This window comes from Halomonas sp. 1513, from assembly GCA_001971685.1.
In the GTDB taxonomy this organism is placed as follows: domain Bacteria; phylum Pseudomonadota; class Gammaproteobacteria; order Pseudomonadales; family Halomonadaceae; genus Franzmannia.
This window is the reverse complement of the sequence record CP019326.1, coordinates 2,405,603-2,418,497: the sequence shown is the minus strand read 5'-3', so window position 1 is coordinate 2,418,497 and position 12,895 is coordinate 2,405,603. Positions and strand designations below refer to the sequence as shown.

Sequence of the window (12,895 nt, the reverse complement as noted above, 5' to 3'; positions counted from 1 at the left end):
GGGCGCGAACCCGCAATTAGCGAGAGGCCAGGCACGCTGGCCCGATGAGGAGATATCCATTATGCAGTGGAACGATTCGGTGGTGGCGATTACCGGTGGGGCGCGCGGGCTTGGCCTGGCCATGGCCGCGGCACTGGGGCGCAAGGGCGCACGAATTGCCCTGCTCGACCTCGAGCGTGAGGCGCTCGACAATGCAGCCAACGTATTGCTCGATCAGGGCGTGCAGGCGACAGGCTTCGTGGTGGATGTGGCCGACGAGACCTCGGTGCGCCAGGCGTTTGCGGACATCGCGGCGCAGCTGGGTCCGCTCAACGGCTTGGTCAACAACGCCGGTATTACCCGTGACGGCCTGCTGGTCAAGGCCCGCGACGGGAAAGTCGAGAGCACCCTGTCCCTCGAGCAGTGGCGCCAGGTGATCGACGTCAACCTGACCGGGGTGTTCCTGTGCGGCCGTGAAGCGGCCAGCCAGATGGTCGAGGCCGGCCAGGGCGGGGTGATCGTCAATATCTCGAGCATTTCCCGCGCCGGCAACATGGGCCAAAGCAACTATTCGGCCGCCAAGGCGGGCGTCGCCTCGCTGACCGTGACCTGGGCCAAGGAACTGGCCCGCCACGGTATCCGCGTGGGCGCGGTGGCGCCGGGCTTCATCGAGACCGAGATGACCAGTGCCATTCGTCCCGAAGTGCTCGAGAAGATCGCCAAGGGGATTCCGTTGGGTAGCCTCGGTCAGCCGGCAGATATCGCCGAGAGCGTGGCGTTTATCTTCGATAACGCCTACTTCACCGGACGGGTGATCGAGTGTGACGGTGGCTTGAGGATCTAACCTGTCGTGCGCTCAAGAAGCCGGGCGGCCCGTTGGGTCGCCCGGTGAGCTCAGCAGGGAGGGAGGAATCGAGCTCTAAAGCCGGACACACATTGAATCAGAAGCTTACCTGGTCGCGAAAACCGTCTACCGTGGCGGCGCCGATACCGCTCACCCGCGTCATGTCATCGGCACTCTCGAAGGGGCCGTTGGCCTCACGCTCTTCGACAATGGCCTGGGCACGCGTCTCACCAATGCCGGGTAGCTCTGCCAGTAGCTCTGCGTCGGCGGTATTCACGTCGATGGGGGCCATCTCCTGGGCCAGGGCGGGCAGCGCAAACGTCAGCAGCAGGCTGATGACAAACGCCTTGAAGAGTCCTTGCATACCGTTCTCCTTACTAGAGTTATCGAGTGGGTCGGCAGCGCCGGGCGAAGCTGCTGGGAGGCCCTGCGTGCTCTTTAACCATAGACAGGGGCGATGGCGCTGGGGTGTGAGTCATTTCTCCATTTTCTGTAAGACTTATATAACAAGGCATGAAAGCCATGGCTTACCGGCAGTGGACGTCACTCGACTGATATACTGAGGCATATCCCTCACAGCCTGGACGGAGCCTCTCTCGCGCATGTCGATTTCCTCTCCCTTGATCATTGCCCTCGACTACGCCTCTCTCGACGCTGCCCTGTGCATGGCGGATCGCCTCGACCCGCGTCGCTGCCGGGTCAAGGTCGGCAAGGAGCTGTTCACCCGCAGCGGCCCCGATGTGCTCGATGCCCTGCACGGCCGCGGTTTCGAGGTGTTCCTGGATCTCAAGTTCCATGACATCCCCAATACCGTGGCCGGTGCCGTGGAGGCCGCTGCCCAGCAGGGGGTATGGATGGTCAATGTGCATGCCGGCGGCGGACGGCGGATGATGGAGGCGGCCCGCGAGCGGCTCGAGGCGGGCGGTCTCGAGACGCGGCTGATCGCGGTGACGGTGCTGACCAGTATGGCCGCCGCGGATCTTGCCGAGGTCGGCATCACCGCCAGCCCCGCCGAGCACGTCGAGCGGCTGGCGCAGCTGACCCGCGCCAGCGGCCTGGATGGCGTGGTGTGCTCGGCCCAGGAAGCCGAGCGGCTGCGGACACTGTGCGGCGAGGACTTTCTCAAGGTCACGCCGGGCATTCGCCCGGCCAGCGCCGCGGCCGGCGATCAGCGTCGGGTGATGACCCCGGCCGCCGCCATGGCGGCGGGCAGTACGCATCTGGTGGTGGGACGGCCGGTCACCCAGGCCGAGGAGCCGATGGCGGCGCTGGCGGCCATCGAGGCGGAGCTGGCGGGCAGCTGAGGGCGCTGGCTACTCGCCGCGCAGGCCGGTGATCGGCCGGGTGGTGCCCCAGCTGCGGCAGCTGGGGCACTGCCAGTGCAGCTGGCGGCCATCGAAGCCGCAGCGCTGGCAGCGGTAGTGGGGGCTGGCGTCGAGCAGCGACTGGGTATGTTGCTTGAGCAGCGCCATCGGCTGGTTTTCGGCCAGGCCTGGCTGGTGGCGGTAAAGGTCGACCAGATAGTCGATGCCGCGCAGGTTGGGCGTTTGCTGCAGCTGCTGACTGACGAACTCGGCGGCTAGCTGATTGCCTTGGCGCTGCCGCAGGCATTCGGCGAGCATGATGATGGCACTGGTCGAGCGAGTGCTCTCGACCAGGGTTTCCAGCGTCTGTTCGAGGCCCGCGGGGTCTTCTCGGCGCAGGTAGGCGTCGCGCAGAGGCCCCAGCACCAGCGGCGTGAAGTCGGGATCCTGATCGGGAATACGCTTGAGCAGCTTGATCTCTGTCTTGTAGTGGCCGGTGTCGTGCTCCATGCGCGACAGCATCCAGGTCGCTCGTACGCAGGCCGGATCGGTTTTCAGCGCCTGCTTGAGTCGCTTGCGGGCGCGCGATGGGCTCGCCGAGTCGAGTTCCTGCTGAGCGAGTTCGCACTGCCAGTGGGCGGCGGCGCGGCGTAAGCCGTTATCCTCACGAATCAACGGCTGCGCCACGTCGAGTGCCGCCTGCCACTCCTTCTCGCGTTCCAGCAGGTCGGCTAGCAGGCGCTTGGCGTGGCGACGTACCTCATCGAGATGGGCATCGTGGACGAGCCCTTGGAGCAGTTTCTCGGCGCGGTCGAGCAGGCCCAGGTGGAAGAAGTCGCGGGCCAGCTCGAGCTGCACGCTATCGCCCTGATAGGCTGTCAGCGTAGGGCGTGCCAGCAGGTTCTGATGGATCTTGACGGCGCGATCGGCCTCGCCGCGGGAGCGGAACAGGTTGCCCAGGGCGATATGGGTCTCGATGGTGTCGCTATTGACCTCGAGGGCGGCGACGAAGGTCTCGATGGCCCGATCGGGCTGCTCATTGAGGAGATAGTTGAGACCCAGGAAATAGTCACGCGTCAGGGACGGCTGCGGCGCGTCGTCGTCGGGGGCGCGTTGGCGGCGGCCCAGCCACCAGCCGATGGCGACCGCTGCCAACACGAGTGCCAGCAGCATCGGGTCGAGCATTTAGGGCAGTTCCTTGAGCTCCTGGACGCGCAGGCGGTCGAGTTCCTTGCGCTGCTGCTGATTGTGGCGCTGGGCGCGCGTCAGCAGGGTGCGCAGGCGCAGATAGACACCGCTCATTGCCAGCATGCCGAGCAGTACCCCGCAAGCCAGCGCGCCGAGCAGCCACACCGAAAGCGACGCTGCCGGTAGCTCGAGCCAGATCAGGTTGAGTGGCATGGCCTGCTGGTTGTTGACGGCAAACAGAATGCCGACCAGCAGGACTGCCAGCAGGATTATTGCCAATATCACGCCTTTGAGCCAACGCATGGTGATGGATTCCTTCAGTCGTTCAATGAAGCCGGAGCGGGGTGTCAGTAACCGAGGGCACGGCTGGCGTTGACCTGCTCGCGAAGTTCCTTGCCAGGTTTGAAGTGTGGCACGAACTTGCCGTCCAGTTCGACCGGATCGCCGGTCTTGGGATTACGCCCCACCCGCGGTTCGCGATAGTGCAGGGAAAAGCTGCCGAAGCCGCGAATCTCCACGCGCCCGCCGTCGGCCAGTGCATCGGTGATATCGTCGAGGATCAGCCGCACGGCCGCTTCGACTTCCTTGATCGACAGCTCGGGCTGCCGCATTGCTATCTGCTCGATGAGTTCGGACTTGGTCATTGCACGTCTCCAATGCGGTCTACGCCATATCCGGCTTGTTGTTTGTCTTCAGCATACTGCGCAAACCGTGATAAAACAACGCACTAGACTGCGACCATCCGCTACCTGGCGGCGCGCGGCCGGCGCCATCGTGTGCCGCCGGTAGCGCTCGGGTATACTGCGGCGACATCCACCCAACGTTTCGAGGTTTCCCTTGAGCGAACAAGCGTCTGCCGAAGACATCACCCGCAAGCGCCTATATTGGCACTCCCGGCGCGGCATGTGGGAGCTCGATCTGCTGCTGATCCCGTTCCTCGAGCACCGCTACGACGGCCTCGAGGCGGCCGACCAGGCGGCCTTTCAGGCACTGATCACCGAAGAGGATCAGGATCTTTTCGTGTGGTTGATGCGTCGCGACTGGCCCACCGAGCCGGCGAAGCGGCGTATCGTGCAGATGATCGTCGACTATGCCGAAACCACCGGTAACGATCAGTATCGTACCCTCTAGGCTGGCATTGATCGCCCAGGCGGGCCTGGCACTCGCCGTCGGTGGTCTGTTGGCGTGGGTAGCAGCGCCGTGGCTGGTCGCCACGGCGCTGCTGTGTCTGGGGGTGGTGATTGGCCAATGGTGGCTGAGGCAGCGCCGCTGGTCACTGCGCCATGCCGGCGGCGAGGGCGGCTGGCAGGTGTCGGGCGCTGCTCATGACTGGCATGGGGTGAGCCTGGAGGTGATCTATCTCGGGCCGTGGCTGGTCGGAGTGAGGCTCGATGGTCGGCCGGTATGGCTGTGGCCTGACAGCGCCGAGCCTGAGGCGCGTCGCGAGCTGCGCCGCCGCTTGCGGGGCGAGCAGGCCTCGAAGGGCGTGTTTGGCTAGGCGGGCGGCAGGTCACTGAGTCGCAGCCGCGAGGCGCGGGCCTGGGAGGCCTGGGAGGAACAGTCGCGATTGTAGTGCAGCCCGCGTGATTCGCGTCGCTGGCGGGCTGCCATGACGCTGAGTCGTGCCAACTGCAGGGCGTGCTGGAGGCGTGCCAAGGGCACGCTGACAGGCTGCTGATGGGCGTCGTGGCACACTGAGCGCTCGAGTTCGCCCAGCGCCTCGGCGGCACTGGCGAGCCCGGCGTCGCTGCGCACGATACCCACCTGACGGCTCATGATCCGGCGTAGCGTCGTAAAGCGTTCGGCGACCCACGCGGGGCTTGTTGCGGCGGTTGCCTGGGCCAGCCAGCCTCGGCTATCCACGTCGCGGTCACTCAGCATGTCAGCGTCTACTGCCGAGCCATCGCGCAGTTGCGCCGCAGCGGCCCGGGCGAATACCAGGCATTCGAGCAGTGAGTTGCTGGCCATGCGGTTGGCGCCATGCAGGCCGGTGCAGGCACTTTCGCCGATGGCGTAGAGGTGGGGCACACTGCTGGCGCCATGCAGGTCGGTGGCGATGCCGCCGCAGCTGTAGTGGGCCGCCGGGACCACCGGGATGGGGACCTGGGTAATGTCGATGCCTCGCGACAGGCAGTGCGCATGAATGGTGGGAAACTGGCGGCGAATGTCGTCGGCTGGCAAGTGGCTGATGTCGAGCCACAGGTGCTGGCCGCCCTCGCGCTGCATCTCGGCGTCGATGGCGCGGGCGACGATATCCCGCGGGGCCAGCTCGCCGCGCGGATCGAGTGATGGCATGAAGCGCTCACCGGCGAGGTTCTTCAATATGCCACCTTCACCGCGCAGTGCCTCGCTGATCAGGAACGGCGCGCCGGTGGGATCATACAGGCAGGTGGGGTGGAACTGCTGGAACTCCAGGTTCATCAGCTCGGCCCCCAGTTCGGCGGCCATCAGCATGCCCTCGCCGCAGGCGGGTTGCGGACTGGTGGTGTGCTGGTATAGCCCGCTGGCGCCGCCGCTGGCCAGCACCGTGTCGTGTGCCAGCAGGGTCAGCGGCTCGCCATCGGCGTTCAGGCAGTGGGCGCCGCGGCAGTGGCCGCGGCTGTCGCTGGCCAGGCGCACGGCGGTCAGGTCGTCGCGCAGGCGAATATTCGGATGGCTAACCGCCTGGGCCAGCAGGGTATCGATCAGCGCGCGGCCGGTGGCATCGTCGGCGTGGATCACGCGACGTACCCCGTGGCCGCCCTCGCGGGTCAGATGATAGGGGTAGGGGGCGCCATCGCTGGTGTCCGGGGTGAACGGGACGCCCAGGTTGAGCAGCCATTGAATGGCGGCGGGGCCCTGAGTGACGGTGAAACGCACTGCCGCTGCGTCGCATAGGCCATCACCGGCGGTCAGGGTGTCGCTGACATGGGCTTCGATGTCGTCCTGAGGCGACAGCACCGCCGCGATGCCGCCCTGGGCCCACTGGCTGGCGCCCTGGTGGTCGCGCAGCGGGCGCAGCAGAGTGACACGGCGCTGCTCGGCCACGCTAAGGGCCAGCGTCAGGCCGGCGACACCGCCGCCAATGATCAGTACGTCACGCATGGAAGCTTCCTTGTCGGGCGCATGGCCGTGCGCCGGGCATCAGGGCGCCGCACTCGCATGGGAACAAGCAGGATAAGGCGTTGGGCGGGTAAGGAAAAGCAGGGGTTGGCTAGGCAATGGTGCCCGGAGCCGGGCTCGAACCGGCACGGTGTTGCCACCGAGAGATTTTAAGTCTCTTGCGTCTACCAATTTCGCCATCCGGGCGGGGGTTCGAGCAGCAGGATCTTGCACAGCGAGGTACAGAGGAAAATGGAGGCTGGAGTCGGAATCGAACCGGCGTACACGGAGTTGCAGTCCGCTGCATAACCACTCTGCCATCCAGCCTCTTATATCGGGAACGGTAAATGCGTATTCCCGAAGAATCATGGAGCGGGAAACGAGATTCGAACTCGCGACCCCAACCTTGGCAAGGTTGTGCTCTACCACTGAGCTATTCCCGCCTGACTCGAGTGCGTATTCTACGCATAACCCGCTGCTTGTCAATCGTTTATTGCCGTTAACAAGGCGGTCGGGACCCCTCACATGGCGCGGCTCAGGTGCGGCCAGGCAGCGCGCAGATACTGGACCATCGACCACAGCGTCAGGGTGGCGGCGACGAACAGCGTGAGTACGCCCAGGTTGGCAATCAGCGAGCCGGGGGTGAAGCCCAGCAGCAGGAAGATCGAGACCATCTGCAGGGTGGTCTTGAGCTTGCCGATCCAGGACACCGCTACCGTGCCACGCTTGCCCATCTCGGCCATCCACTCGCGCAGCGCCGAGATCACGATCTCGCGGCCGATAATGACCAGCGCGGGCAGGGTCAGCCATACCACGTCGTAGCGCTCGATCAGCAGCGCCAGCGCCACCGCCACCATCAACTTGTCGGCCACCGGGTCGAGGAAGGCGCCGAACGGGGTGCTCTGGTCCCAGCGTCGTGCCAGATAGCCATCGAGCCAGTCGGTGATCGACGCGATCGCAAACAGGCCCGCGGCGAGCGGCATGCTCCAACTGAACGGCAGGTAGAACACCACCACCAGCAGCGGAATGAAGGCAATGCGCGCTAGTGTCAGGATATTAGGGATATTCATCGGTGCGTCGCGAGTCCTGGCGGGTGGACGGAAGGCACTATCTTAGCGGTCTTGGCACGATTCATCCATGGACCTCAGCCATGTAGCGCCTGATGAATGGCCTCGGCCAGGCTGGCGCTGATGCCGGGGACCTTGGCGAGGTCCTGGCGGCTGGCCTTGCGCACGCCCTGCAGGCCGCCGAAATAGCGCAGCAGCTCACGGCGGCGCTTGGGGCCGACGCCGGGAATGTCCTGCAGCGTCGAGGTGCGGCGCGCCTTGTCGCGTCGCGTGCGGTGGCCGGTGATGGCGAAGCGGTGCGATTCGTCACGGATGTGCTGGATCAGGTGCAGCGCCGGTGAAGCGCCGTCCAGTGCCAGGCTGCGCTCCACGGTTTCGATGAACAGCGTCTCGAGGCCCGCCTTGCGGGTCGTGCCCTTGGCCACGCCGAGCAGGCGGATGTCGGCGATGCCGAGTTCGGCAAATACCTCGCGGGCCATGTTCAATTGGCCCTTGCCGCCATCGACGACCAGCACATCGGGACGCTTGCCTTCGCCGTCCTGCAGCCGCTTGAAGCGGCGCGTCAGCGCCTGGCGCATGGCGGCATAGTCGTCGCCGGCGGCCACGCCCTCGATATTGAAGCGTCGGTAGTCCGACTTGACGGGGCCCTGGTGGTCGAACACCACGCAGGACGCCACCGTGGCCTCGCCGTGGCTATGGCTGATGTCGAAGCACTCCAGGCGCTGCGGAGTGTGGGGCATGTCCAGCGCGTCGCGCAGCGCGGCGAAGCGCTTGGCCAGCTGCTGCTGGTTGGCGAGCTGGCTGGCCAGCTGCTGCTCGGCGTTGGTGCGTGCCAGCTGAAGCCACTGGGCGCGGTGGCCGCGTACCTGATGGGTCAGGCGCACGCGCTTGCCGGCGTGGGCGGATAGCGCGTCCTGCAGCAGCGCGCTGTCGGGAAGCGAGTGGGTGGTGATCACCTCGGCGGGTACCTCGCGACTCTGTCCCAGGTAGAGCTGGCTGACGAAGTCGCCGAGCAGCGCCTCGCTGCCAAGGTCGAGGCCGTTGCTGGGGGCGTGGTGCTGGGCACCCAGCATGCGCCCCTGGCGCACGCTGAGTACCGACACGCACAAGGCGCCGGGGCGCTCGGCAAGGGCGATGATATCGGCATCGCCGCCCTCGGTGTCGACGAACTGGCGGGCCTGGAGCTGGCGAAGGTGCTGGATCTGGTCGCGCAGGCGCGCGGCCTCCTCGAAGGCCAGCGCCTGGCTGGCGTGCTCCATGGCCGCCGTCAGCTCGTCGGTGACCTGCTCGCTCTTGCCCTCCAGGCACATCACCGCATGCTCCAGGTCACGGCGGTAGTCCGCTTCGCTGATGTAGTCGACGCAGGGGGCGCTGCAGCGCTGGATCTGGTACTGCAGACAGGGCCGCGTGCGGTGGGCGAAGACGCTGTCTTCGCAGTTGCGTATGCGAAAGATCTTCTGCATCAGCGACAGGCTCTCGCGCACCGCGCCGCTGCTGGGGTAGGGGCCCAGGTAGCGGCCATCGTCGCGGCGTGCCCGGGCGCGCTTGTACTCCAGAGCCGGGTAGGGGTGGCGATCGCTGACGAACACGAAGGGGTAGGATTTGTCGTCGCGCAGCAGGATGTTATACGGCGGACGCAGCTCCTTGATCAGCGTCTGCTCGAGCAGCAGCGCCTCGGTCTCGGTGCGGGTAATGGTGACCTGGATGTCGGCGATCCGGCCGACCAGGGCCTGGGTCTTGGCATTCAGGGTGCCGCGAAAGTAGCTGGCGAGGCGTGCCTTCAGGCGCTTGGCTTTGCCGACATAGAGGGTCTCACCCTGGGCGTCGAGCATGCGATAGACGCCGGGCGCGGCGCTGACCGAGGCGAGGAAGTGCTTGGAATCGAAACTCATGGCGAATCACTGGCCGGAACTGCGGCCAGCATACCAGATCGGGGTGATTGGCTCAGGCCTGCTCGCTGCTGCGATAGCCGTCGACCAAGCCGTGACGCAGGCCCAGATGTGTCAACTCGACGTCGGAGTGCACGCCGAGTTTCTCGAAGATCCGGTAGCGGTAGGTGTTGACCGTCTTGGGGCTCAGGTAGAGCCTGTCGGAGATCTCACTGACCTTCTGGCAGTTGACGATCATCATCGCCACCTGTAGCTCACGATGTGAGAGATTGTCGAAGGGGTTGTCGCTGGCTTCCATCTTGGTAAGCACCAGCCGCTGGGCGATCTCGGGGCTGATGTAGCGCTGCCCGGAGAAGATGTTACGGATCGCCAGCACCATGTCGTCGAGCTCGGCGCCCTTGCTGATGAAGCCGCTGGCGCCAGCATCGAGCAGGCGCTGGGCGAAGGTCTCCTCGAGGAAGGCCGTCAGCACCAGTACGCGGATATCGGCCATGCCCTTGGCGATCTTGCGGGTCGCCTCCAGGCCGCCAATGCCGGGCATGCGGATATCCATCAGCACGATATCGGGACGCAGCTGGCGGGCCATGCTGATGGCCTCCTCGCCGTCGATGGCTTCGCCAACTACGGCAATGCCGTCTTCGCCGTCGAGTAACCGGGCGATGCTGGTGCGCACCAGATGGTGATCGTCTGCGACGAGGACCTTTATCAAGTCAGCTCCCGTATCTTTGCGAATGGTGGCGGCATGCGAGCGAATTGCCCGGTCCGGCCAAGCTTAGCTTTAATTAATTCTTTGATCCATAGCGTTATCGTTACTTGCGATGCTGCTATCGTAACTGACGATGACGAGGCCTAGCGGGGTATGGCTTGACGTCATCAAACCCGTTGTATATCATACGCTTCGTCTTGTGGGGAGCGTTCCTTGCACGACCGCCGGTACATCCTTGGTACCTCGTGTGGGGCCTTAGCTCAGCTGGGAGAGCGCAACACTGGCAGTGTTGAGGTCAGCGGTTCGATCCCGCTAGGCTCCACCAAAAAGATTACGTGAATCAGCCGCTTGTCGCACCCCGACAGGCGGCTTTTTCGTGTCGCCGTAAAATTCCCACGGTTTGCTCGGCGGCGGCTGCGCCCCTGCCGCAAGCAGGGGCGCAGCGCTCAGTGTTCTACCCGGCCCAGCAGCAGAAATTCGAGCAGTGCCTTCTGGGCATGCAGGCGGTTGCCGGCCTCCTGCCAGACGGCGGCGCGCGGGTCGTCGAGCAGCGTGGTGCTGATCTCTTCGCCGCGGTGGGCCGGCAGGCAGTGCAGGAATAGCACGCCCTTGGCGGCGCGATCGAGCAGCGCCTCCGTGACCTGAAAGCCGGCGAAGTCGGCTTCGCGCTTGGCTTGCTCCTCTTCCTGGCCCATCGAGGCCCACACATCGGTGGTGATCAGGTCGGCGTTCTCGGCGGCCTGCTGCGGGTCGCGAAGGATGCTGACTCGCTCGCCGGCGGCAGCCAGAATGTCCTGGCGCGGCTCATAGCCCTCGGGGCAGCAGATGCGCAGCTGGAAGTCGAACTGGCGTGCCGCATTGATCCACGAATGGCACATGTTGTTGCCGTCGCCGATCCATACCGCGGTCTTACCGCGCACATGGCCGCGCAGCTCGGTCCAGGTCATCACGTCGGCGAGCAGCTGACAGGGGTGGTAGTCGTCGGTCAGCGCGTTGATCACCGGCACCTCGCTGGCGGCGGCAAAGGCCTCCAGTCCCTGATGGGAAAAGGTCCGGATCATCACCGCATCGACCATCTCCGAGAGCACCCGGGCGGTGTCCTCGATCGGCTCACCGCGCCCCAGTTGGGTATCCCGCGAGGAGAGAAACAGCGCGTGGCCGCCGAACTGGGCCATGGCGGTCTCGAAGGAGACGCGGGTGCGGGTCGAGGATTTCTCGAAGATCATGGCCAGGGTGCGATTCGAGAACGGCGTATAGGTCGGGCCGTGGGTCTTGAGACCGTTCTTGATGGTGATCGCACGCCGAATCAGATAGCTGAGTTCGTCGCTCGAGAGGTCCAGCAGGGTCAGGAAATGGCGAGTCGCCATGGTGTCGCTCCGCGAGAAAAACCCTCATCCTAGCCATCCCTCCGCTGCGGCGCAATGTGGCGGCGGGTGCCGGTCATGGTAGGGGTGTTTTCGGTGCCCATGGATCAGTAGAATGGGGGTAACGCCAAGCCAACCAAACCCGACAGGAGTGCTCATGAGCACCACCGTAGAGAACATCCAGCAGCAGATCAGTGAAAACCCGATCCTCATCTACATGAAGGGCACCCCGCAGCTGCCGCAGTGCGGTTTCTCCGCCCAGACCGTACAGGCGCTGATGGCCTGCGGTGAGCGCTTCGCCTTCGTCAACGTGCTCGACAATCCGGACATCCGCGCCGAGCTGCCCAAGGTCGCCAACTGGCCGACCTTCCCGCAGCTGTGGGTCAACGGTGAACTGGTGGGCGGCTGCGACATCGTGGTCGAGATGTACCAGAACGGCGAACTCGAGACGCTGATCAAGGACGCCGCCGCCAAGCAGCAGGACGACGCCTGATAAAGCGCCCAGCTGCAACTGCCCGGCACCAAGCGCCGCGCTGGTGAGCAGCAGTCCAGGATTCGATACAAAAAGGCCTCGCTGGCGTGACGTCCAGCGAGGCCTTTGATTGATACTGGCACAGCAAATGGCATCATCCAGCGGCGCTCGGCGCTAGTCCTCCTCCATCCCCTGTTCGCGCTGGGCGAGATGCCAGCCGCCGAGGTCCTTGTAGCGGTTGACCATGGCGCAGAACAGCTCGGCGGTACGTTCGGTGTCGTAGCGCGCCGAGTGGGCCGATGAATTGTCGAACTCGATACCCGCGGCGCGGCAGGCGCGGGCCAGTACCGTCTGGCCATAGACGAGACCGGCCAGCGACGCGGTGTCGAAGCTCGAGAAGGGATGGAAGGGGTTACGCTTGATGCCGCAGCGCGCCACGGCGGCGTTGAGGAAACCGTGGTCGAAGGCGGCATTGTGGCCAACCAGCACCGCACGGGTGCAGCCGTTGGCCTTTATCGCCTTGCGCACCGGACGGAAAATCTCGCCCAGGGCTTCCGCTTCGCTCAGGGCGACCTTCTGGCGCAGCGGGTCGTCGAGCTTGATGCCGGTGAAGTCCAGCGCCGACTGTTCGACGTTGGCGCCCGCGAAGGGCGTGATGTGGTAGGCGTAGGTGGCTTCCGGGACGAGGATGCCATCCGCGTTCATGGCCAGCGTCACTGCGGCGATCTCGAGGATCGCGTCGCCCTGAGCATTGAAACCACCGGTTTCAAGATCCACCACTACTGGCAGGAAACTGCGAAAACGCTTAGCCATCAGATCGCGGGCAATTGCCTCGCTCATGCACCTCTCCCTACCCGGTTGACTGATTCCCTGGCGGTTACCCGCTACTGGCTGCGCAAAAGTTTAACAGCTTTGCCCGGCCTTTGCCGCGGCACGGCGGTATTCGTGGCCGCCCATCAGCGCTATAATCGTGCGGTTTCGACGTTCATTTAAAGGAGCCC

General features: G+C 65.0%; 15 protein-coding genes and 4 tRNA genes. 6 read left to right on the top strand and 13 right to left on the bottom strand.

All coding sequences use genetic code 11. The features are described 5' to 3' along the window. Positions 1-61 precede the first annotated feature (61 nt). Entirely contained in the window at positions 62-823 is a 762-nt protein-coding gene (gene fabG, locus BWR19_10945) for a 3-oxoacyl-ACP reductase (GenBank protein ID APX93401.1), read from the top strand. Positions 824-920: 97 nt separating this feature from the next. Here fabG and BWR19_10940 read toward each other — a convergent pair whose 3' ends face one another. Next, on the bottom strand, positions 921-1,187 hold the full coding sequence (locus BWR19_10940) for a competence protein ComEA (protein APX93400.1): 267 nt from the start codon (positions 1,185-1,187) through the stop codon (positions 921-923). 238 nt (positions 1,188-1,425) lie between these two features. Between BWR19_10940 and BWR19_10935 the strand changes: the two genes are divergently transcribed. Next, positions 1,426-2,127, top strand: coding sequence for an orotidine 5'-phosphate decarboxylase (locus BWR19_10935; protein APX93399.1), 702 nt, complete (start codon positions 1,426-1,428; stop codon positions 2,125-2,127). A 9-nt stretch (positions 2,128-2,136) separates the two neighbouring features. Here BWR19_10935 and BWR19_10930 read toward each other — a convergent pair whose 3' ends face one another. Genes BWR19_10930 through BWR19_10920 form a run of 3 tightly spaced genes read right to left on the bottom strand, consistent with a single transcriptional unit; the run spans position 2,137 to position 3,959 of the window. Then, complete coding sequence (locus BWR19_10930; protein ID APX93398.1) at positions 2,137-3,312, bottom strand: lipopolysaccharide assembly protein LapB; 1,176 nt, start codon at positions 3,310-3,312, stop codon at positions 2,137-2,139. Beyond that, positions 3,313-3,618, bottom strand: a complete 306-nt coding sequence (locus BWR19_10925) for a hypothetical protein (GenBank protein APX93397.1) — start codon at positions 3,616-3,618, stop codon at positions 3,313-3,315. A 44-nt stretch (positions 3,619-3,662) separates the two neighbouring features. Further along, positions 3,663-3,959, bottom strand: coding sequence for an integration host factor subunit beta (locus BWR19_10920; protein APX93396.1), 297 nt, complete (start codon positions 3,957-3,959; stop codon positions 3,663-3,665). A gap of 193 nt (positions 3,960-4,152) precedes the next feature. On the opposite strand from BWR19_10920, the gene BWR19_10915 reads away from it, so the two are divergent. Beyond that, complete coding sequence (locus tag BWR19_10915) at positions 4,153-4,446, top strand: succinate dehydrogenase assembly factor 2 (GenBank protein ID APX93395.1); 294 nt, start codon at positions 4,153-4,155, stop codon at positions 4,444-4,446. Between the two features lie 7 nt (positions 4,447-4,453). Next, positions 4,454-4,813 (top strand): hypothetical protein, encoded by a 360-nt coding sequence (locus BWR19_10910; GenBank protein ID APX93394.1) that lies wholly within the window; start codon positions 4,454-4,456, stop codon positions 4,811-4,813. Here BWR19_10910 and BWR19_10905 read toward each other — a convergent pair. From BWR19_10905 to BWR19_10875, 7 genes are all read right to left on the bottom strand, one after another. After that, on the bottom strand, positions 4,810-6,399 hold the full coding sequence (locus tag BWR19_10905; protein APX93393.1) for an L-aspartate oxidase: 1,590 nt from the start codon (positions 6,397-6,399) through the stop codon (positions 4,810-4,812). The two genes, BWR19_10910 and BWR19_10905, sit on opposite strands and share 4 nt — an antisense overlap. A 117-nt stretch (positions 6,400-6,516) precedes the next feature. Next, positions 6,517-6,603, bottom strand: a tRNA-Leu gene (locus BWR19_10900). A 46-nt stretch (positions 6,604-6,649) separates the two neighbouring features. Further along, positions 6,650-6,723 (bottom strand) — tRNA-Cys (locus BWR19_10895). Positions 6,724-6,764: 41 nt separating this feature from the next. Next, positions 6,765-6,839, bottom strand: a tRNA-Gly gene (locus BWR19_10890). A gap of 78 nt (positions 6,840-6,917) precedes the next feature. Continuing rightward, complete coding sequence (locus BWR19_10885) at positions 6,918-7,466, bottom strand: CDP-diacylglycerol--glycerol-3-phosphate 3-phosphatidyltransferase (protein ID APX93392.1); 549 nt, start codon at positions 7,464-7,466, stop codon at positions 6,918-6,920. A gap of 74 nt (positions 7,467-7,540) precedes the next feature. Continuing rightward, entirely contained in the window at positions 7,541-9,355 is a 1,815-nt protein-coding gene (locus BWR19_10880; GenBank protein ID APX93391.1) for an excinuclease ABC subunit C, read from the bottom strand. Positions 9,356-9,407: 52 nt separating this feature from the next. Continuing rightward, complete coding sequence (locus BWR19_10875; GenBank protein ID APX93390.1) at positions 9,408-10,061, bottom strand: two-component system response regulator UvrY; 654 nt, start codon at positions 10,059-10,061, stop codon at positions 9,408-9,410. Between the two features lie 246 nt (positions 10,062-10,307). Between BWR19_10875 and BWR19_10870 the strand changes: the two genes are divergently transcribed. Beyond that, positions 10,308-10,383, top strand: a tRNA-Ala gene (locus BWR19_10870). 121 nt (positions 10,384-10,504) lie between these two features. Here the strand turns inward: BWR19_10870 and BWR19_10865 are convergent. Further along, entirely contained in the window at positions 10,505-11,425 is a 921-nt protein-coding gene (locus BWR19_10865; protein APX93389.1) for an ornithine carbamoyltransferase, read from the bottom strand. A 154-nt stretch (positions 11,426-11,579) separates the two neighbouring features. On the opposite strand from BWR19_10865, the gene BWR19_10860 reads away from it, so the two are divergent. Then, a complete protein-coding gene (locus BWR19_10860) occupies positions 11,580-11,915 on the top strand; it encodes a monothiol glutaredoxin, Grx4 family (GenBank protein APX93388.1) in 336 nt (111 codons plus the stop codon). A gap of 153 nt (positions 11,916-12,068) precedes the next feature. Here the strand turns inward: BWR19_10860 and BWR19_10855 are convergent, their stop codons facing one another. Beyond that, a complete protein-coding gene (locus tag BWR19_10855; protein ID APX93387.1) occupies positions 12,069-12,734 on the bottom strand; it encodes a ribonuclease T in 666 nt (221 codons plus the stop codon). Positions 12,735-12,895: the final 161 nt, after the last annotated feature.